This window comes from Mesorhizobium loti CJ3sym (assembly GCF_000472785.1).
GTDB classification, from domain to species: Bacteria; Pseudomonadota; Alphaproteobacteria; order Rhizobiales; family Rhizobiaceae; genus Mesorhizobium; species Mesorhizobium loti_E.
Genome location: NZ_AXAL01000003.1, coordinates 319,397 through 339,318 on the forward strand (window position 1 = coordinate 319,397; position 19,922 = coordinate 339,318).

Below are 19,922 nucleotides of genomic sequence, written 5' to 3' on the forward strand. Positions count from 1 at the left end.
TGTCATCGGGTGGGGGCGGTCGGGTCGAGATCGAAGACCCGTCCCCGGTTAAGGATGTTCTTCGGGTCAAGCGCGGTCTTCAGCAGACGCATCGTGGCGATTTCGGCGTCGCTGCGCACCAGGTGCAGCCACTGCTTCTTGTCGAGGCCGATGCCATGCTCGGCCGAAACGCCGCCGCCCGACGCCGCGACGCCGCGATAGACGATGCCGTAGGCCGCCGCCGGATCCGCGGTCAGCACCTGATAGTGCAGATTGCCGTCGCCGAGATGGCCGAAGACATAGATGTCGGCGCCGGGATCGACAGCATGGATGGCGGCATCCGCGTCCCGCAGGAACGCCCCCATGCGGGCAAGCGGGATGCTGATGTCGACGCCGATCAGGCCCTTGATCGAAAACAGCACGCGGTTGGCGTCCTCGCGCACGTCCCAGAGCGCCCGGAACTCGCGCGGTGACTGCGAGACGACGACATCGTCGACCATGCCGTCCTCGACCGCTTGCATCAGAACTTCGGCGAAGCGTTCGCCGTCGCGCTCGGGCTCGCTTCCCTGGATTTCGGCTAAGACATAGACGGGCGAGCCAGCCGGCAACGGCGCCGGCATGGCCATGCTGCCAACCATGACGTCATAGAGCGGCGCGAAATTGACCTCATAGGCTGACAATAACGGGCCGAGCTTTTGCCGCAGCAGCCCAAGCAGCGCGATCGCCGCGTGGAGCGAAGACAGAGCGCAGAAAGCGTTCACTTCGGATGCCGGCTTCGGATGCAGCCTGAGCGCGGCGCGGGTAACGACGCCAAGCGTCCCTTCCGCGCCGATGAAGAGCTGGCTGAGGTCGTAGCCGGAATTGTCCTTGGGCAGGCCCCTCAGCGAGGACAGCACGCTGCCATCGGCAAGCACCGCTTCCAGCCCCAGCACCTGCGCCCGGTACATGCCATAGCGCAGCACGCGGATGCCGCCGGCATTGGTGGCGATGTTGCCGCCGACCGTCGCCGACCCGCGCGCGCCGATGTCGACACCGAACATCAGCCCGGCGCCGTCGGCTGCCTCCTGCACCGCTTGCAGCGTTGCACCCGCTTCGGCGACGATGCTGGCGGCCTGACTGTCCGGTGCGGCAAGGCCAGTCATGCGCTCCAGCGACAACACGATTTCGCCCGGCTGGACGCGTGCGCCACCGGCCAGCCCGGTGCGTCCGCCGTGGACGACGACCGGCTGGCCGAGCGCGTTGCACCCGGCCAGTGCCGCCGCGACACCAATGGTATCGCGCGGACGCAGCACCACTTCAGGCAGCGCGCCAGGCTTGCCGTCAAGAGCATCGCGATAGCGCTGGTCGACATCGGCGCCGGCGAGCACGCCGCCCGCGCCCAGCCGGTCGCCAAGAGCGGACAAAAGTCGTTGCGTTTCAGGCGACATCGGGCTCAGGCGCCTGCGTGGCGTCTGCGTCCAGCGACCGGATGGCCCGATGGGTATTCCTTTCCAACACGCTCGCCATCCTTCCCATTGCAGCCGGCCGATCCTATTCGGGATCGCCTGCCGTGCAAGCGATATCGGCCTGCCCCAGGCGATGCCGGCATCAATCGCGATGCGACGCGATCGACGCCGGACGCGCTGTGTCAGTCTACTGAAGCTTGGTCTGCAGCGCGTTGACGTCGTCGGTGGTCATCTCACCGTCGGTCGTCACCTTGCCGTCGACGATCTTCCACAGCCGGAACGGACCGGTGATGTCGCCATATTTGTCGAAGGCGACCGGGCCGATGACGCCTTCATAGCGGATCGGCTTGCCGTCCTTGATCAGGCCGAGCGCCTTGGCGAACTCGTCCTTGCCGGCAAAGATCGGCGTGCCGGCCGGATCGACCGCCTTATACATCGCATCCTTGATCTTGGCCGGATCCTCGGAGCCGGCAATGGCGATGGCCAGACCAACAATCGCACCGGCATCATAGGAACGGTCAGCTGCCGGATTGGACGGCTCGATGCCGGAGAATTCCTTGTAGTTCTTCATGAAGTAGTCGGTCGAGGCGGTCGGACTGGTGCCCGACGAGGTGCCGTAGGCTTCTTTCAGATAATCGGCGCCGACGGACTCGATGAAATCAGGGCTGTTCATGCCGTCATTGAGCAGGAATTTCTGCACGCCGCCCTGCGAAATCCAGGTGCGGGCAACGGTTGCGCCGTCGACCGGCGTGCTGACGAGATACAGGCCATCCGGTTCGCCTGCCATCGCCGCCGTGACTTCGGAGGCATAGCTCGACTGCTTTTCATTGTAGGGCGTGTCGGAGACAATGGTGCCGCCGAGCGCTTTATAGGCGCGCGAGAATTCGGCCACCATATTGACGCCGAAATCATTGTTGACGTGAATGATCGACAACTTCTTGAAGCCCTTGTCGATTGCATATTTGGCGGCGGCGACGCCCTGCAGGGCATCGGAGGTGATGGTGCGGAAGAAGATGCCGTTGGTCTTGCCGTCGCGGCCAAGCGCGGTCAGTGTCGGCGACGAAGAGGCCGGCGAGACCTGGACGATTTTGGCCGGGGCGGTGACCGAGGTCAGGATCGGGATCGAGACCGAGGAGATGATGCCGCCGATGATCACCGGCACTTTCTTGACCTGAACCAGCTGGGTCGCGGCATCGACGGCGATGTTGCCCTGGCTCTGGCTGTCGCGCGTATCGGTCGCCAGATCGCAGCCGCGCACGCCGCCAGCGGCGTTGATGTCGCGGAAGGCCATCTCGACCGACTTGGCGCCGGCCTGGCCGTATTCGCCGGCCGGACCGGTCAGTTCCATGACGAGGCCGACGGTGATCTTGCAATCGGCGGCCTGCGCCGCACCGGCCATCGTGACGAGGGCAAGCGCTGTGGTGAGTTGGAGTATCGTCTTTGTCATTGTTGTTCCCCTTTCGTTACTCGACTCTAATTTGATCTCTGGAGCCTGCTCAGCGTTCCGGCATCTGCAGCCAGGTTTCATGCAGATGTCGCCATTCGACGCCGTTGGGCGCCGATGAACTGGTGGTGAAGACAGCACTCGACTGGCGGCGGCTGTGCTTGCCGCCGCGCAGCTGTGCCTCGACGTAGAAGACGACGATCGTGTCGGCGCTTTGCCAACCGGGGCGGATGTCCTCGATCGAGATGGTAAAGCCGTCATCGCAGGAGGCCCGGCTTGTGCGGACATGGTCGACGACTGCGGAGCGATCCAGCACCTGGCCGTCCGGCGTGACCATGCCGAGGCCTTCGCCCATGACATGCTCGAAACGGTCGAAATCCACCGTGTCGGCACGCGCGGGGACAAACCAGTCGACGAAGAAGCGATGCAGGTCGATGACCTCGGCGCTGGCACGCGAAAACAGCTCGCCGCTCATTTCTTCCCCGCGTTGAGGTTGTAATGCATGATCGAGCCGTGGCGGCCATGGCGGTCTCGCTCCAGCGTGTAGACATCGCCCTCGAGCCCGGCGCCTTGCGCGATGACGGCGGCAATGCGCGCGCGGTCGTCAGCGTCGAGTGCGACATCCATGATCTTCGCATTGGCCAGCGCATGGGACTGGTTACGCGCACCGACGATGACGGCGGCCACCCGCGGCTGTTCGAGTACCCAGGCGCTGGCGATGGTGGCGATGTCGGCACCGTGGCGGTCACCAACGGCTTTCAATGCCCTGAGCAGTTCCTGGAACAGGTCCCAGCCGCCGAAATCATCGATGATCAGCTTGTATTTGACCAGCGAGCGGTTTTCGAGCGGCGTGGCAGGTTCGGCCGAGCCAAGCCATTTGTCGCTGAGGAAGCCGCCGGCCACTGAACCATAGCAGAGGAAGCTGACGCCATTCTGCTTTGCGAGCGCGGCAAGGCTGTTTGCGGGCCGCTGGTCGAGCACCGAATATTGCAGCTGCTGACTGACCAGCGGAATGCCGGCGGCGAGGATTTCGGCGAGCCGCGGCGTGTCGAAATTGGTGGTGCCGAGATTGCGCACTTTGCCTTCCTGCCGAAGCTCGTTGAGCCAGCCCATCGCCTCGACATAGCGATGCTGGTCATAATCCCACCAGTGGAACTGCACCAGGTCGATCCGCTCGGTCTTCAGCCGCCGCAGCGACTGGTCGACGATGCCCCTGATATAGTCGCGGCTGATGCCGGCGAGCCGTTCGAGGTCGGGCACCAGCTTGGTGTGCACCTTCATCCTGGCGGCGACATCGAGACCGCGCTCGCTGGCCAGCCGCAGGCGCGCGGCGCCGATCAGTTCCTCGACACCAGTATAGATATCGGCGCAATCATAGGTCCAGATGCCGGCATCGAAGGTGGCGATCAGGTCGGCCACCGCTTGGCCGCGATCGATGGCGCCGTGCCCACCTGCCAGTTGCCAGCCGCCGCGAATGACGCGCGAGATCACATAGCCGGGACCGAGTTCGAAGGTCTTGGCGCTCATGTCTGGTCGTTCTCCTTCGGCAGCGGCACGGCCGTGGTTTCGGCATGGCTGAACCGCCGCTTGGCCAGCCTGACGATGCGGAGCCGGCTGGCGCAATTGGGATCGGGACAGGCGATCTCGGCGTCCGAGGTCATCCAGTCATTGCGGTCGGTCGGGCGCTGCTTTGCCGCGAGAAACGGCAATACGGAGGCCAGCGAATAGATCGAAAAACTCTGCCCCGCCGGCATCGACAGCATCTCGCCCTTGAGTTCGAAATAGTCGCCTGATTTGGCGCCGCAATAGATGGGCTTGCCCTCGGGGATAACCGCCTCGACGCGAAGATCGAAAAGATCGAAACTGTCGTCAGCCATTCGAGGCCTCCACCAGGCTGAAAGTGATGTCGCAGGCGCCGTTGCGGCGGATGATCCCGCATGCGGCGGCGAACTGGTCGCGCTGATCGGCCCGCACCTGCGCCACGACGCTACCGGCCAGCCAACCGATCGGAAACAGCAAGCGCGCCCCCTGCCCGTAATAGAGACCGATATCGAAGATGGCGGTAGGATTGCCGCCCCACATACGCGGCGGCACGTAGGACAGCACGATGTCACCCGGCTGCGGCGTCAATGTCGCGTTCTCCGCCGGCAAGGGCTTGGCATAGGCCTGGCCCTCGAGATCAGCCGATGGAACCGGACAAGAAATTTCCGGGCCTGTCCACATCGCATGAATGCCCGGAACGACGCGTGGCGTGGCGAGATACGCCTGGAGAAACGCCGCGTTTTCCGGCGCCTTCTCGGGCCGCAGCAGGGCTGTCACGGAAAGCTTCGAGCGTGGCTCGGTGATCCTGATGGCTGGCTTGGTCATGTCGGGTCTTTCCCAGCCGATTGCAGCTTGTCGCGCAGGAAAGCAAAGGGCCGGCTGATATCGGCCACCAGCGCTTCGCGCGCCGCTTGCGCATCCTGCTTAGCGAGAGCCGCGACGATGCTGCGGTGATAGTGCGCGGTGTCGACCTCGCCGGCTTCGGAAAAGGCGTAGATGGCGACGCGGATGCAAGGTCCCGATTGCAGCCACAGGCTCTCGATCATCGGGATCAGCACGGCCGACCCGCAGCAGCGGTAGATCTCGAAATGGAAGCTCTGGTTGAGTGTCGCTTCGCGGTCGATATCCTTCTTGTGCTTCAGCGCCCGCATCTCATCCCACTCGCCGAGCATGGCTTCGATCGAAGCGATCTGGCGCGGGCTCATTCGCGTGGCGGCAAGCGCAATCGCTTCGCCTTCGATGAGTGAACGGGCGCGCAAAAGATCGTCGATACGCTCCAGCGTGATCGGCGGCACGCGCACCGAGCGGTTGGGCAGCGCCTCCAGCGCCTTTTCCGTGATCAGCCGGCCGAGTGCTTCGCGCACCGGCATGGTCGAGGTGACCAGCGCATCGGCCAAGCCGCGGATAGTCAGCATCTGGTTCGGCTCGAACAGGCCGCCGATCAGGGCCCGGCGCAATTCGGAATAGACGCGATCCTGTACGGTCTCGCGGCCGACCGGCGTAAGCTGGGCTGCGATCGTTTCGTTGTTCTTTTCGATGGCAGCCTTCTGCATTCCCGGCTTTTGCCCCGTTTTCGGCTTGCGGATGAAATTAAAGCCGAATAGCGTGATCAAAGCAAGTGTGATCACAAATCAAAAATCAGGAGGCGGCGACGACCGTCTTCGGCCAGAGGGTTTGATGAGCGAGGCAGCTGAACGGCAGGGTAAGGAGACCCGTGCGCCGGTTCTGACGGCAAAGAATGTCGTCAGGCGGTTCGGCGGCCTTGTCGCCGTCAATGACGTCTCGTTTGACGTCAAAGCGGGCGAAATCCTCGGCCTGATCGGACCCAATGGCGCCGGCAAGACGACCATGTTCGACCTGCTCGCCGGCAGCATTTTGCCGACCAGTGGCGATATCTTTCTCAACGGCACGCGCGTCTCCGGAGAAGCCGCGCATCTGCGCATCGGTCGCGGCCTTGGCCGCACCTTCCAGATCCCGCGCCCGCTGCCCAATCTGACGCTGATCGAAAACATCATGCTGGCGGCACAGGGCCAGGCCGGCGAAAAATTGCTCGCCAATTTCGTCACGCCGTGGCGGGTGGCGGCGCAGGAAAAAGTGGCCAGGGCAAAGGCGCTCGACCTTCTGGAACTCGTCACCCTCACCCACCTCGCGGAAGAGCCAGCGCGCGTGCTTTCCGGCGGCCAGCGCAAGCTGCTCGAGCTTGCCCGCGTCATGATGGCGGACCCAGCGATCATCCTGCTCGACGAGCCGGCGGCCGGCGTCAACGCGACGCTGCTCGAAGTCATCATCGACCGTATCCGCGACATCAACGCGCGCGGCATCACCTTCCTCTTGATCGAGCACAATATCGACATGGTGACGCGGCTCTGCCACCGCGTTCTCGTCATGGCGAGCGGCCAATTGCTCAGCGAAGGCACGGCGGAAGAGGTCGCCCGCGACCCGCGCGTCATCGAGGCCTATCTCGGAGGCGCTGCATGAGCGAGACCGTCCTCGACGTGCGCGACCTCGAAGCCGGTTATGAGCCTGGCGTGCCGATCGTGCGCGGTGCCTCGATCACGGTCAGCAAGGGCGAGATCGTCGTCGTGCTCGGCCCCAACGGCGCCGGCAAGTCGAGCTTCATCAAGGCGATCGCCGGCCTCGTCCCGATCACCGGTGGCACGGTGTTCCTGGATGGCAAGGACATCACCGCCGCGCCCGCCCACACCATGGTGCGACTTGGGCTCGCCTTCGTGCCGCAGACGGAAAACATCTTTCCGCTGATGTCGGTCGAGGACAATCTCAAGGTTGCCTGCGGCATCCTCGAGCGGCGCGAGATTCCCGCCCGCATCGAGGAAATGTATGCGGCCTTCCCCGACCTCGTGCGCCAGCGCCGCACCGCCGCCGGCAATCTGTCGGGCGGACAACGCCAGATGCTTGCCGTCGCGCGGGCGCTGATCGTTCATCCCAAGGTGCTGGTGCTGGACGAACCGTCGGCCGGCCTGTCGCCGAAATTCGTGTCGATGGTGTTCGAGATGCTGGCCGGCATCCGCAAATCTGGCGTCACCATCCTCCTGGTCGAACAGAACGCCAAGGCGGCACTGGCCATCGGCGACCGCGCCTATGTGCTGGTCGAGGGCAAGGACCGGCACGAGGGTGTCGCTTCCGAACTGTGGAACGATCCGGTGGTCGCCGAACTCTATCTCGGTCAACGCCCTTCCCGCGCCGGCAAAGGAGGTGCGGCATGAGCCTGCAATTTGTCGTCGACGGCCTGCTGACCGGCTCGATGATCGGCCTCGGCGCCATTGGCGTGACACTGACCTACTCGATCCTGCGCTTCTCCAATTTTGCCCATGGCGACTTCATGGCCTGGGGCACCTACGCGACGCTCACCGTGGTCAGCGCCATCGGCGCGGTGTTCGGCAAGGTGGCGCCCATTGGCCCGCTGTCTTTCGGCTGGCCGCTGCTGGTTGCGCTGGTAACCGGCATGGCCTTCACCGCCTTGCTCGCACTGCTGCTCGACAAGGTGCTGTTTTCGCGGCTGCGCTCGCAGGGGCAAGCCATCATCGTGGTGATGGCGAGTTTCGGCGCCTCGATGGCGCTGCGTAGCCTGCTCGAATTCACCTTCACCTCACGGCCGACCTATTTCAGCCGGGCGATCCAGATCGCCATGCCGGTCGGCTTCGGCATTCGCATCACGCCGGACCAGATCGCGCTTCTGCTGCTGACAGCCGTGCTCGTGCTTGGCGTGCATCTGTTGATGACGCGCACGCAGACCGGCCGTTCCATGCAGGCCTTGAGCCAGAACGCGGCACTGGCCCGCATCGCCGGCATCGACGTTGCCTCCGTGATACGCGTCACCTGGATCATCGGCGGGGCACTGGCCTGCGTCGCCGGCGTAATGATCGGCATCCTGGTGCAGATCCGCCCGTTCATGGGCTTCGACATGCTGTTGCCGATGTTTGCCGCCGCCATCCTCGGCGGCATCGGCAGCATACCGGGTGCGGTGCTCGGCGGCCTGATCATTGGCCTCGCCGAAGCTGGCGCGGTGCAGCTGATCGGCGCCGAATGGCGCGCCGCCGTCTCCTTCATCATCCTGATGGCGGTGCTGTTCGTGCGGCCGATGGGCCTTTTTGGTGTGAGGGAACGCTGATGGACCTGCTCGGCTACGGCGCCTTCTTTCTGACCACCGCGCTGATCTTTTCCCTGGTCACGCTTGGGCTCAATCTGCAGTGGGGGCTGACCGGCCTGTTCAATGTCGGCCTCGCCGGCTTCGTCGCCATCGGCGCCTATACATCGGCCCTGCTGACGACACCGGATGATGCCGCCAGACTTGGCGGTTTCGGCCTACCGGTCCTTGTCGGCTGGCTTGGCGCCATGGTCGTCGGCGGCATTGCCGCAGCGCTGACCGGCATGGCCACGCTGCGGCTCAGATCCGACTATCTGGCGATAACCACATTCGGCGTCGCCGTCGTCGTGCAACTGGTCGCGCTCAACGCGCAGAAATTGACCGGCGGACCGTTCGGCATCGGCTTCATCCCGCGCCCCTTCGGCAGCCTGGCCGAGACGCCGCTGCTGTTCAACCTGTCCAACCTTGCCGTCGTCTCGGCTGTCACGCTGATCGCCTATCTCGCTTTGGAGCATCTGTCACGCAGCCCATGGGGCCGCGTCTTGAAAGCATTGCGCGAGGATGAGCGGGCCGCGATCTCGCTCGGCAAGAGCGCGCGTTTCTACCGTGTCCAGGCCTTTGCTGTCGGTGGCGCCATCATGGCGCTGGCCGGCGCGCTGCAAGCGCATTTCACCGGCTTTATCGCACCCGACAATTATCTGCCGATCCTAACCTTTCAGGTCTGGGTGATGCTGATCGTCGGCGGCTCGGGGAGCAATCTCGGTGCCGTCGTCGGCAGCATTCTGGTGTGGGGCATATGGGCCGGATCGGGCACGCTGACCAGTGTGCTGTTTGCGCCCGAGCAGCAGGCGCGCGCCGCCTCGCTGCAGATCGTCGCCATCGGCGTCATGCTCTGCGTCATCTTGCTGATCCGTCCGAACGGGCTGTTCGGCGACAGGCCAAGGCGGCAGCGCCCGGGTAAGCGGACGAAGCCAGTCGCGGCCAAGAGCAGTTCCGGCTCATGACCGCTGAGATCCGGCAGGAGGCGCACGGCGCGTCACTCTGGCATGCCGTCAGCCGCAACCGCCGCAACCGGCCGGCATTGCATGGCCAGCTCGACGCGGACCTTGCGATTGTCGGCGGCGGCTTCTCCGGTCTTTCAACTGCCCTGCACGCTGCCGAGAGAGGGCTTCGCGTCGTCGTTCTCGAAGCGGAAATCATCGCCTGGGGAGCGACCGGCCGGAATGCTGGTTTCGTCGTGCCGAACTTCGCCAAGATGGACCCGGACGGCATCCTTGCGCATCTCGGACCGGAGCGCGGCGAGAGACTGATCGATTTCGCCGCCGGCAGCGCCGATCTGGTCTTCGGCTTGATCAGCCGGCACGGCATCGACTGCGACGCGCTGCAGAATGGATGGATCCAGCCGGCGCATTCGCCTGCCGCATTCGAGAAGGTCAAATCGCGGGCCGGACAATGGGTGCGGCGCGGCCGGCCAGCCGTTGTTTTGGACCGGCAGGAAATCGAAGGGCTGACGGGCGTTCGCGGCTATGTCGGCGGTTGGATGGATCGTTCGGGTGGCGTACTCAATCCGGTCGCCTACGCGCACGGGCTGGCCGATGCGGCGGAGAAGGCTGGCGCTGAGATTTTCGAGCGCACACCGGTCACCTCCGTCGATCGTGTGGCCGATGGCTGGACGCTGAAAACGCCCTCAGGCTCGATGCGTGCCGGCAAGGTGCTGATCGCCACCAACGCCTATAGCGGGTCGCTCAATCCGCTGCTGCAGCGAACCTATATTCCCCTGAAGGTCTTCCAGATCGCGACCGAGCCGCTGCCGCGCGAGATCCGCACGCGGCTGCTCCCCGGCGGGCAAGGCGCCGGCGACACCAGGCGCAATCTCTTCACCTTCCGCTTCGATGCCGACAACCGGCTGATCAGCGGCGGCATGCATATTCTTGGCGCCGGTGCCGATACGCGCGTGCCGCAAACAATCTGGCGACGGCTCGCCCGGCATCTCGACCTGCCTGCCTTGCCGCAGCTTGCTTACAGCTGGTCGGGGATGGCCGCGGTCGAACCAGATTTCCTGCCGCACGTTCTGGACCTTGGGCCTGGACTGATCGCCGGCCGCGCCTGCAATGGGCGCGGCATTGCCATGACGACGGCGATGGGCAAGGTGCTGGGCGACTGGGCTGGAGGGACCGAGGCGCGTGATTTGCCGCTGCCGTTCGGGCTGCCGGCGCCGATCCCCTTCCACGCTTTGCTGCGGCATGCGCCCAACATGCTGCTCGGCTGGAGCATGCTGCGCGACCGGCTGGACGAGGCCAGATAGGGCGGTCGCGTCTCGCCGCGCGGATCAGTCGGCCGTGCGGAGATTTTCAGCGAGAATCGCGGCTGCCACGGCGATGTCCTGTTCAAGGGAGGCCCGGACCGCAGGGCCATTGCGCTGCTCCAGCGCGGCAACAATCCTGCGATGTGCGTCATTCGATTGCGGAATGTAACGGTTGGCCTGCATCAAAAGCTTGAGATAAGGACCGACCCGTCCCCAGAGATCGCGGATCATGTTCAAAACGATCGGTGCGCCGGCATGCTGGTAGATGGCAAAGTGGAAGGCCTCGTTCAGCGTAAGGTAGGCCCGGGCGTCGCCGGCCTCTATGGCGTGCTGCATGCCGACCAGCATCGCCTGGATGTCGACCAGCCCGCTTTCACTCATCCGCGACGCGGCCATCTCACCCGCCAGCCCTTCGACGGCGATGCGGATATGGGTCAGCTCCTCGAAGGCGGCGGCCGACAGCAAAGGCACGATAACAGAGCGGTTGTTCTGCATCTCCAGCAGCCGCTCGGCGACCAGCCTTTGCAGCGCCTCTCGGATCGGCGTCGTCGAGATGCCGAAGGTCTCGGCAAGCTTGCGAATGACCAGTGTCTGGCCCGGGCTGAAACCGCCTGAAATCAATTCCTGCTTGAGCGCGCCATAGGCGCGGTCGTTCAGGGTTTGATGTTCGAGCTTCAGCATGCGCGGTCCCGATCACCAGTTCGACAAAGCGCGATCGAGCGTTTCGGCCAGTTGCTCGGCATTGTCCCTGGCAAAGGGCAGCGGCGGCCTGATCTTGAGGACATTGCCGCGCGGACCGCAGGACGAGATCAGCACGCCATCCTCGCGCATGGCTTCGACAATCGCCGATGTTTTGGTGGCGGCCAAGCCGTCGTTGCCTTCCGCCGTCAGTTCGACGCCGAAATAGAGGCCGTTCTGCCTGACGTCACCGACCATGCCGTGCCGGGTCTTCAGCGCGTCCAAAAGTTCGCCGGTGTAGGCGCCGACATTGCGCGCGTTCTCGATCAGCCCTTCGCCTTCGATCACCTCGAGCACGGCGATGCCGACAGCGGCCGCGACCGGATTGCCGCCGAATGTGTTGAAGTAGCCGGTGTTCGAGCCGAAGGATGAAACGAGTTGCGGCCGCACGAGCACCGCCCCCATCGGATGCCCATCGCCGATCGGCTTGCCCATGGTGACGATGTCGGGCTCGATGCCATAATTGGCAAAACCCCACATGCCCTGGCCAAGCCGGCCGAAACCGGACTGGACCTCGTCGGCGATGACGATGCCGCCGGCCTTCCTGACGTGATCCGCCGCCTCGCGCATCACAGCCGCGTCGGGAAAGAAAATGCCGTCGCTTGAAAAGGCCGAGTCGAGCAAAAGCGCGGCGGGACGGATGTTTTGTGCGCGCATGTCCTCGATGGCGGCGGCGACATTTCCGGCGAAATCATGCGCGGCGCGGCCATGATCGCGGAACGTGTCCGGCGCTGCCACGGTTCGATGATGCGCAGGCACGCCCTTTGCCCCGACCGCGGCCGGCGACAACTGCGCGGTTGCGATCGTGGCGCCGTGATAGGCGAAGTCGGTGATGATGACGCCGGTACCGCCGCTCGAATGCTGGGCGATGCGGATAGCAAGGTCGTTGGCCTCGCTGCCGGTGCAGGTGAACATGGCGTGGCCGAGATGGGCCGGAACGGTGCCGAGCAGTCTTTCCGCGTAATCGAGGATGATCTCGCTCAAGTAGCGCGTGTGCGTGTTGAGCGTGGCGGCTTGCCCCGACAATGCCTCGACGACACGCGGATGGCAGTGCCCCACCGAAGCGACATTGTTGTAGGCGTCGAGGAATCTGCGTCCCTGCGCATCGTAGAGCCAGACACCGCTGCCGCGCACCAGATGGATCGGGTTGCGGTAGAAGGCGCGGTAGGTCGGCCCGAGCAGCCTGGCGCGGCGCTCGAGCAGGGCTTGCTCTGACGTCGTCGAGTGGGCATTTGCAGGATATGGCGAGGACTGGGACACGAGCATCTACTCCGGATTGGAATGGTCGAGAAAATAGCGGCGGGCCTCATCGGACGACAGCCCATCCAGCCGTTCGAGCGACGCCCATACCTCGGTGATGAGGCGCAAGACATAGTCGCGCTTGGCCGGGAACCGTTCCGCCTGCCAGCTGGCGATGTTGGCGATGAGCGCAAGGCGGGCACGGATCAGATCGAAAAGAATGCCGATCTCTTCGGCCTCCAGCGGCTGCACCGATTGATAGCCAGCGACGAAGCGCGCGGCCGATGCCAGTGGATGTCCCTCCGCCGGCCAGCGGTAGACGGCGCCGATGGCGAGATCGCAGATCAGCGGCGAATGGATCATGTCGCCGAAATCGAGGATGCCGGTCACGACCTCCGGCCGCGAGGCGTCCATCACCACATTGTAGGAATTCATGTCGTTGTGGACGATCTGGGCGCGCAGGGTCGGGATGACCGGCGCAGCATGCTGCTCGAAAGCATCCATGACGCGCTCGACCATGGCCCGGTGGCCGGCATCGGCGATATCAGCCAGCATCGGCCGTGTCTTGGCGACCTTGCGGATATCCCAGAGCAGGTCGCTGCCGGCCGCCGGATGGAAGAAGCCGCGCAGTGCCCGGCCAAGCCGGGCGAGAAAGATGCCGAGATTGCGATCCTGTGCTGCTGAGGTCGGAGATCGCGCCAGCAACTGGCCGGGCAGATAGTTGACCAGACGGATGATGCGCGGCGCCGATCCACCGACGCTGACCGCGAATTGCGCTTCGCCTTCCAAGCTCTTGCGCACCGAAGGGACCGGCAAGGTCGGTTCGACGGCGAGGATGTGGTCCAGCGCCTTGTTCTGGAAATCGGTGAAGCCGGCTTCTTCCGCCGGGTGGGAAATTTTGAGGACGAACTCGCCCTCGCCTTCGGCCTGAATGTGGAAATTGTGGTCGCGTTCGCCCGGCAGCGGGCGCGCGCTGCCGGTGAGGCCGTAGTGCCGCCGCAAGATGGCCAAGGCGTCGGCGATCGAAACGTCAGGCGCGTCCTCGGCAAGCGTTTCGCCAAAAGCGTCCGTCACGGCTGTATTCATGAGCTCATCTCCGGATCGATGGGCTCAAGGCCGCACCAGTCGGCGATGAACAGCGCTATGGTCTGCGTGACCTTGCGCACGGAATCGAGATCGACGGCCTCGTCATAGCCATGCGGCATGCGGCAGATCGGGCCGTATACGATGGCCGGCGTGTCGGCATAGAGGCCGAAGAAACGCGCGTCCGTCGTCGCCGAGGTGACGTGTTCCGTCAGCGGCTCCCCCCACACGGCGGTATGGCTGCGCCGCAGCACGGCTTCCATCTCGTCGGCACCCTCCAGCACGTATCCCTCGGCCATGAAGCCGTTGTAGCTCACTTTGGGTGGGCGATTGGCGAGGAACGGATCGGCGCGGGCGGCATCGGCAATGCAAGCTTCAAGCTCGGCCCTGGCATCTTCGAGCTTCTGGCCGGGATAGGTCGCGACCCGCATTTCGAAGACGCAGCGCGCCGGAACGCTCGATGTCCATTCGCCGCCTTCGATCTTGCCGAGGTTGAAGCGGATCGGGTGCGGATGATTGCAGAAATGCTTGTCGTCCACCTTGCGCGCGTTCCAGACGATTTCGAGCTGCTTCAACGCCTGGATGATGACGAAGGCCTTTTCGATGGCATTGGCGCCGGCCGAGAAAGCGCCGGACGCATGCTGCGGATCGCCGTCGACCTCGACCCTGAACCAGATCGGCCCGACCTGTGCCCGCATCAATCGCGGCTCCAGCGGTTCGGGAATGAAGGCGGCGTCGGCGCGATAGCCGCGCTGCAGGCAAGCGAGCGCGCCATTGCCCGTGCATTCCTCCTCGACCACCGACTGGAGGTAAACATTCGCGGCCGGCTGATAGCCGAGGCCGCGCAAGGCAGCCAGCGCGTAAAGACAAGCCGACAGACCGGCCTTCATGTCGCCGGCGCCGCGGCCATGCATCCAGCCATCCTCGATCGCCGGATCGTAGGGATCGCGTACCCAGCGATTGATCGGTCCCGTTGGCACTACGTCGATATGGCCGTTTAGGATCAGCGAGCGGCCGGTCGCGTTTCGCGGCGTGTGGGTGGCGACGACGTTGAAGGCGTCGTCGTAGGAAACCGCCACGGGTGAAAACCCCGGCAGGTCGCGGATCGCATCGACATCGACGCGCCACATGTCGACCGCATAGCCATCAGCCTGATAGGCAGCGGCCATGAAGGATTGCGCGGCGTGTTCCTCGCCGCGCTGGGAGGGAAAGCGCACGAGATCCGCAATGAATGCGACTTGCCGCGCGAAGCCGTCATCGACCGCGTTTAAAATAGCTTCGTCGGCAATTCGCTCAGGCATGATATTCCGCTTCTTCGCGAATGGTGTATCATATCTCATATGCCATTTCCCGGAAATTCAAGAGACAGGCGCCCCAAAATCATGGCCCAACGGGGGAAGCTCTTGGCAGGCGGGCGCAGAGTTGGCATCAGCTTCCACCATGCCGGCGAGGCCGCGCGGCAGAGATCGAGGACAGATGCTGGTCACCGAAGGTACATTGCCGGATGAAGTCACCGATCTCGCGTCCGGTTACCGGCGCGTGCCGGCCGGTAAGATCATCAATGCGGTGACGTGGATGGAAGCGCGTGCGCCGGTGCCTGACCTCGCGCAGCCCCTGACAATGACCCGGATCACCAGGCCCGACAGTGCCGCCTACCGCGCGATCTTCCTCGAGATCGGCGCGCCCTGGCTCTGGGATCGCGCCGCCGAAATGTCGGATGCCGAAATATCAGCGCATTGCGCCGACCCTCGCCAGCATCTCTATTACGGCCATGATGAGAGCGGCGACCATGTCGGGATGGTAGAATTCTCGGTGGCTAACAACAACGAGATCGAGATCACCTATTTTGGCCTCTTCCCCTCCCTGACCGGCCGAGGCCTCGGCAAGCGGCTGATGGCTGGTGCGCTCGATCAGGCATGGCGCCTCGGCCCCGGCCGCATCTGGCTGCACACCAGCAGCTTTGATCATCACAGCGTCATCGGTTTCTACAGAGCTTGCGGGTTTGAACCCTTCGCGGCCGGTTTCGAGATCACCGACGATCCCCGGGTCAAGGGAACCTTGCCACGCGACGCGGCCCCGCAAATCCCGTTGATCGAAACGGAATGGGTGCCCGGCGCCAGATGAGACCGTCATCGCAACCCCCCAGCCAGGCATCGCCCCACCATCGTCGGTGGGTACGGCGCGAGAATATCCTGTCAAGGCTGGAGCGGCATGTCGACACGCGTATCGTGCTGTTTGCGGCTCCCGCCGGCTTCGGCAAGTCGACGACGATGGCGCAGTGGGCCACGGAAGTCGCGCGGCTTGGCCGGCTGACCGCATGGCTGTCTTGCGAAGCGACGGACAATGACGAAGGCGCCTTCCTGTCGCATCTGGTGGGCGCACTGCGCCATCTCGTCCAGAACCCGGCCGAACTCGACCTCGCCTTCCAGTCGAGCCCTATCCCGCAGCTCGATGTGGTGCTCGCGGCACTCGCGGCGGGTCTTGCAGCGCGCGACGCCGACATCACCTTGTTCTTCGACGACTACCACGCCATCGAGGCACCGGCGGTGAAGCGGTTCATGGAGCGCCTGACGCGGCATGCGCCGGCCAACGTCGCCTTCGTCATCGGCTCGCGCAACCTGCCCGACCTGCAGCTCGGCAAGCTCAGGGTGCTTGGCGACGTTTTCGAAATCGGTCCCGACGATCTGCGCTTCGCCTCATCCGAAGCCGAAGCCTTCTTCAACGACAAGCTTGGCTTGAGCGTCAGCAGCGGCACAGTGGAAACGTTGTGTTCGCGGACCGAAGGCTGGGCCGCCGGCCTGCAACTCGCCTCGCTGTCGCTCAGTGCCGCGCACGCACCGGAAACCGTCATCGGCAATTTCACCGGCGCCAACCGCAACGTCGCCGATTTCCTGATGGGCGAAGTGTTTCTGGGGCTGCCGCCGGCCCTGGCGAAATTCCTGCTCCACAGTTCGATCTTCGAGCGGTTCAGCGCCGAAGCCTGCCGGACAGTCTTGCGCGCGGCGGATGCCGAGGCCGATATCACCGACATCGAGACCCGCAACCTGTTCCTGGTGCCGCTCGACGAGGAGCGGCGCTGGTTCCGCTATCATCATCTGTTTCACGACTTCCTCAGCCGCGAAATGGAACGGCGCGAACCTGAGATGATCGCACCGCTGCACCTGGCCGCCGCCGAATGGTTCGGCGAACGCAAGATGCTGACAGAGGCGATCGGCCATGCGCTCGCCGCCGGCGACCAGGCCCGCGCGGCGGTGTTCGTCGAAAACAACGCGCTTGAACTTATAGCCCAGTGCCAGCTGCTTTATGTGCGCCAGTTGCTGGCGTTGCTGCCCCGGAAACTGGTCGACCAGCGCATCCGACTGCAACTGGTCGTGCTGTGGCTGGCGGTGCACTCAAGTCAGCCCGATATTGCCCAGCAGACGCTTGCCAATGCGCGCAAGCTGGTCGAGACGGGGCCGGCCGACGGCAAGGATCCGGGCACGCTGACCGGCACCACGATCGAGGCCGAAATCGCCGTCCTAGATGCCGCCGTTCACAGCACGCTGGAACAGTTCGAGGCCGCACGCGACACCGCATTGGCCGCGCTGCGCATCATCGCGCCCGATGCCTGGTTCATGGAAGGCGCGACGGCCAATGTCATTGGCTACAATCTCTATGCGCTGGGCGACCTCGAAGGGGCGCGTGCGGCGGCGGACGCGGCGCGCAAGGCACATGAGCGAAGCGGCAGCCTGCTCGGCGTCACCATCGCCAATTGCTACATGGCCGTCATCGAGCGCTCGGCAGGCCGCCTGCCCGCCGCCGAACGGCTGTTGCGCAACGCGATCATCGAGGCGCGGACGCGGATCGGCGCGAACTCCTATGCCGAGGCGCTCGCGGGAACGCTGCTGGCCGAACTCGCCTACGAGACCAACGCATCCGGCGAGGCGCTGACGCTGGTCGAGAATCTGGGACCGCTGATCGAGGGCGCCGCAGTCATCGTCTATCCCCTGGCCAGCGTGCCGACCTATGCCCGCGTGCTGCAACTGACCGGTCGCGGCGACGCCGCACTCGACATGCTGGAGCGCGTCTACCAACGTGTGCGCGGCTCCGTCTATCGCCGCCTCGCTTCGGTGCTGGTGCATGACCGCATCCGGCTGCTGCTCGACCAGAACCGCGTCGCCGAGGCACGCGCATTGCTGAGCGAGCATCGCCGCGAAAGCGCTGAGACGGCCCCTACTGTGGCCAACGAATTCGAGTTCTTCGCCGAAGGCCGGCTGCTGACGGCGGAGAAGTCCTATGCAGCGGCGTCGGCGATTTTTGACACGTTGCTGGAGCGAACGAAAAACAGCGGTCGCATGCGCCGCCACATACTGGCGCTGATCCTGCGCGCCAAGACTGCCGGCCATGACCAGCGCGAGGCCGACCGCCATCTCCTCGAAGCGCTGCGTCTTGCCCATCCCTCCGGCTTCATCCGCTCCTTCGTCGACGAGGGCAGGCCTGTTGTCGAAGCGTTGATGCGGCTGCGGGCGGCGCAGGCAAAGACCGACCCCGCCCTGTCGGCCTATGCAACGCGCATCATCGATGCCGCGCAGACCATGCCCGTGGCGACGCGCAAGCCGGCGGCAGCGATAGCCGAGAAGGAACAGCTCACCCAGCGCGAATCGGAACTGCTGCGCTGCTTGTCGGAGGGCATGTCCAACAGGGATATCGCGGTTGCGCTGTCGGTCAGCGAAACGACGGTGAAATGGCATTTGAAGAACATTTTCGGCAAGCTTTCGGTGTCGAACCGCGTCCAGGCCGTGCGCGCCGCGCAGGCCGCCACGAACCTCCGTCCCCCCCAAAAGGAGGGGCATAGATAACTGCACAGCCCTCCTTTCGGGGCGGGCCATAGGATTGTTAGCCTGCTAGCGTCGTCTGGATTTCAGGGGACGCTAGCTTATGGCTACAGGTTACGTTTTTCACGAACAGCTGATGTGGCATGACACCGGCTCCAGCGCCGACATGATGCCTCCCGGCCGTTTCGTGGAACCCGGACGACACCTGGAATCACCTGGATCGAAGCGCCGGCTCAACAACCTCATCCAGGTCAGCGGCTTGTCACGCCATCTGGTGCCAATCATTCCCGAACCGGTGACCGTGGAGGACCTGCTGCGCGTGCACACACAACGCCACGTCGATGATATCCGCATGCTGAGTGAGCGCGGTTCCGGTTTCGCCGGGCCGCAGGCGCCGATCGGGCTCAACAGCTTCGACATCGCGCTGTTGTCCGCCGGCACCACCTATGCGGCGATGCGCGCGGTGCTGACCGGCCGCGTTGACAACGCCTATGCGCTGGCGCGACCACCAGGACACCATGCCGAGCCCGACCAGGCGATGGGCAACTGCCTGTTCTCCAATATTGGCGTGTCGGTGCGCCGGCTGCAGCATGAGGGCTTGCTCGGGCGCGCGGCGATAGTCGACTGGGATGTTCACCACGGCAACGGCACCGAGACGGTGTTTTATTCCGACCCGTCGGTGCTGACCATTTCCCTGCATCAGGACAATCTCTATCCGACCGGACGCGGCGCGCTGGCCGACAATGGCAAGGGCGAAGGCGAAGGCTACAACATCAACATCCCGCTGCCCGCCGGCAGCGGCACGGGCGCCTATGAGGCGACCTTCGACCGCGTCGTCGCGCCGACCCTGCGCGCCTACAGGCCGGACCTCGTCATCGTCGCTTCCGGCTTCGATGCGTCGGGCTTCGATCCGCTCGGCCGCATGATGCTCAACAGCGAATGCTTCCGGCGCCTTGCCGCGCGCATGGTGGCGCTGGCCGCCGAGACGTCGAACGGGCGCCTGATGATGAGCCATGAGGGCGGTTACTCCGAAGGCTATGTGCCGTTCTGCGGCCACGCCGTGATCGAGACGCTGGCCAATCACCGCACCGAAGTGATCGACCCGCTATCGGATCATATCGACGAATGGGCCGGGCAGGATCTGCAGCCGCATCAGGCCGCCGTGATCGACGCGGCCGAAGCCCTGCTCGCCGGCCTGCACCAACGCCTCGCAAGTGCTGCCTGACGC

The 19,922-nt window shown here is 64.5% G+C and carries 19 protein-coding genes; 8 read left to right on the forward strand and 11 right to left on the reverse strand.

Features of this window, described 5'->3' with window-relative positions; genetic code table 11:
* Positions 1 to 2: 2 nt before the first annotated feature.
* From A3A9_RS0108485 to A3A9_RS0108515, 7 genes are all read right to left on the reverse strand, one after another.
* Entirely contained in the window at positions 3 to 1,406 is a 1,404-nt protein-coding gene (locus tag A3A9_RS0108485; RefSeq protein WP_027058407.1) for an FAD-binding oxidoreductase, read from the reverse strand.
* 205 nt (positions 1,407 to 1,611) lie between these two features.
* Positions 1,612 to 2,871, reverse strand: a complete 1,260-nt coding sequence (locus tag A3A9_RS0108490; protein ID WP_027058408.1) for an ABC transporter substrate-binding protein — start codon at positions 2,869 to 2,871, stop codon at positions 1,612 to 1,614.
* A gap of 49 nt (positions 2,872 to 2,920) precedes the next feature.
* Positions 2,921 to 3,343 carry a hypothetical protein gene (locus tag A3A9_RS0108495; protein ID WP_027058409.1) on the reverse strand — a complete coding sequence of 141 codons (423 nt, stop codon included), beginning with the start codon at positions 3,341 to 3,343 and terminating at the stop codon, positions 2,921 to 2,923.
* Positions 3,340 to 4,395, reverse strand: coding sequence for an aldo/keto reductase (locus A3A9_RS0108500; RefSeq protein ID WP_027058410.1), 1,056 nt, complete (start codon positions 4,393 to 4,395; stop codon positions 3,340 to 3,342). The genes A3A9_RS0108495 and A3A9_RS0108500 overlap by 4 nt, the downstream gene beginning before the upstream one ends.
* On the reverse strand, positions 4,392 to 4,745 hold the full coding sequence (locus tag A3A9_RS0108505) for a TIGR04076 family protein (RefSeq protein WP_027034005.1): 354 nt from the start codon (positions 4,743 to 4,745) through the stop codon (positions 4,392 to 4,394). The genes A3A9_RS0108500 and A3A9_RS0108505 overlap by 4 nt, the downstream gene beginning before the upstream one ends.
* The gene (locus A3A9_RS0108510; RefSeq protein WP_027058411.1) at positions 4,738 to 5,235 is read right to left on the reverse strand and encodes a DUF3830 family protein; all 498 of its coding nucleotides are present in this window, start codon (positions 5,233 to 5,235) and stop codon (positions 4,738 to 4,740) included. The genes A3A9_RS0108505 and A3A9_RS0108510 overlap by 8 nt, the downstream gene beginning before the upstream one ends.
* The gene (locus A3A9_RS0108515) at positions 5,232 to 5,963 is read right to left on the reverse strand and encodes a GntR family transcriptional regulator (RefSeq protein WP_027058412.1); all 732 of its coding nucleotides are present in this window, start codon (positions 5,961 to 5,963) and stop codon (positions 5,232 to 5,234) included. Before A3A9_RS0108515 ends, A3A9_RS0108510 begins: the two co-directional genes overlap by 4 nt.
* A gap of 124 nt (positions 5,964 to 6,087) precedes the next feature.
* On the opposite strand from A3A9_RS0108515, the gene A3A9_RS0108520 reads away from it, so the two are divergent.
* The 5 genes from A3A9_RS0108520 to A3A9_RS0108540 are packed head-to-tail and all read left to right on the forward strand — an operon-like array spanning position 6,088 to position 10,820.
* The gene (locus A3A9_RS0108520) at positions 6,088 to 6,888 is read left to right on the forward strand and encodes an ABC transporter ATP-binding protein (protein ID WP_027058413.1); all 801 of its coding nucleotides are present in this window, start codon (positions 6,088 to 6,090) and stop codon (positions 6,886 to 6,888) included.
* Entirely contained in the window at positions 6,885 to 7,634 is a 750-nt protein-coding gene (locus A3A9_RS0108525) for an ABC transporter ATP-binding protein (protein WP_027058414.1), read from the forward strand. Before A3A9_RS0108520 ends, A3A9_RS0108525 begins: the two co-directional genes overlap by 4 nt.
* On the forward strand, positions 7,631 to 8,539 hold the full coding sequence (locus A3A9_RS0108530) for a branched-chain amino acid ABC transporter permease (RefSeq protein ID WP_027058415.1): 909 nt from the start codon (positions 7,631 to 7,633) through the stop codon (positions 8,537 to 8,539). Before A3A9_RS0108525 ends, A3A9_RS0108530 begins: the two co-directional genes overlap by 4 nt.
* Positions 8,536 to 9,519, forward strand: a complete 984-nt coding sequence (locus tag A3A9_RS0108535; protein WP_027058416.1) for a branched-chain amino acid ABC transporter permease — start codon at positions 8,536 to 8,538, stop codon at positions 9,517 to 9,519. Before A3A9_RS0108530 ends, A3A9_RS0108535 begins: the two co-directional genes overlap by 4 nt.
* Positions 9,516 to 10,820, forward strand: a complete 1,305-nt coding sequence (locus A3A9_RS0108540; RefSeq protein ID WP_027058417.1) for an NAD(P)/FAD-dependent oxidoreductase — start codon at positions 9,516 to 9,518, stop codon at positions 10,818 to 10,820. Before A3A9_RS0108535 ends, A3A9_RS0108540 begins: the two co-directional genes overlap by 4 nt.
* A gap of 24 nt (positions 10,821 to 10,844) precedes the next feature.
* Here the strand turns inward: A3A9_RS0108540 and A3A9_RS0108545 are convergent, their stop codons facing one another.
* Genes A3A9_RS0108545 through A3A9_RS0108560 form a run of 4 tightly spaced genes read right to left on the reverse strand, consistent with a single transcriptional unit; the run spans position 10,845 to position 15,181 of the window.
* Positions 10,845 to 11,501 (reverse strand): GntR family transcriptional regulator, encoded by a 657-nt coding sequence (locus A3A9_RS0108545; protein WP_027058418.1) that lies wholly within the window; start codon positions 11,499 to 11,501, stop codon positions 10,845 to 10,847.
* 12 nt (positions 11,502 to 11,513) lie between these two features.
* Positions 11,514 to 12,824 (reverse strand): aspartate aminotransferase family protein, encoded by a 1,311-nt coding sequence (locus A3A9_RS0108550; protein ID WP_033838418.1) that lies wholly within the window; start codon positions 12,822 to 12,824, stop codon positions 11,514 to 11,516.
* Positions 12,825 to 13,883, reverse strand: a complete 1,059-nt coding sequence (locus A3A9_RS0108555; protein WP_027058420.1) for a phosphotransferase — start codon at positions 13,881 to 13,883, stop codon at positions 12,825 to 12,827.
* Positions 13,880 to 15,181, reverse strand: a complete 1,302-nt coding sequence (locus tag A3A9_RS0108560) for an ArgE/DapE family deacylase (protein WP_027058421.1) — start codon at positions 15,179 to 15,181, stop codon at positions 13,880 to 13,882. The genes A3A9_RS0108555 and A3A9_RS0108560 overlap by 4 nt, the downstream gene beginning before the upstream one ends.
* A gap of 175 nt (positions 15,182 to 15,356) precedes the next feature.
* Between A3A9_RS0108560 and A3A9_RS0108565 the strand changes: the two genes are divergently transcribed.
* From A3A9_RS0108565 to A3A9_RS0108575, 3 genes are all read left to right on the forward strand, one after another.
* Complete coding sequence (locus A3A9_RS0108565; protein WP_027058422.1) at positions 15,357 to 16,004, forward strand: GNAT family N-acetyltransferase; 648 nt, start codon at positions 15,357 to 15,359, stop codon at positions 16,002 to 16,004.
* On the forward strand, positions 16,001 to 18,718 hold the full coding sequence (locus A3A9_RS0108570; protein WP_027058423.1) for a LuxR C-terminal-related transcriptional regulator: 2,718 nt from the start codon (positions 16,001 to 16,003) through the stop codon (positions 18,716 to 18,718). The genes A3A9_RS0108565 and A3A9_RS0108570 overlap by 4 nt, the downstream gene beginning before the upstream one ends.
* A 79-nt stretch (positions 18,719 to 18,797) precedes the next feature.
* Positions 18,798 to 19,919, forward strand: a complete 1,122-nt coding sequence (locus A3A9_RS0108575; RefSeq protein ID WP_027058424.1) for a class II histone deacetylase — start codon at positions 18,798 to 18,800, stop codon at positions 19,917 to 19,919.
* Positions 19,920 to 19,922 lie beyond the last annotated feature (3 nt).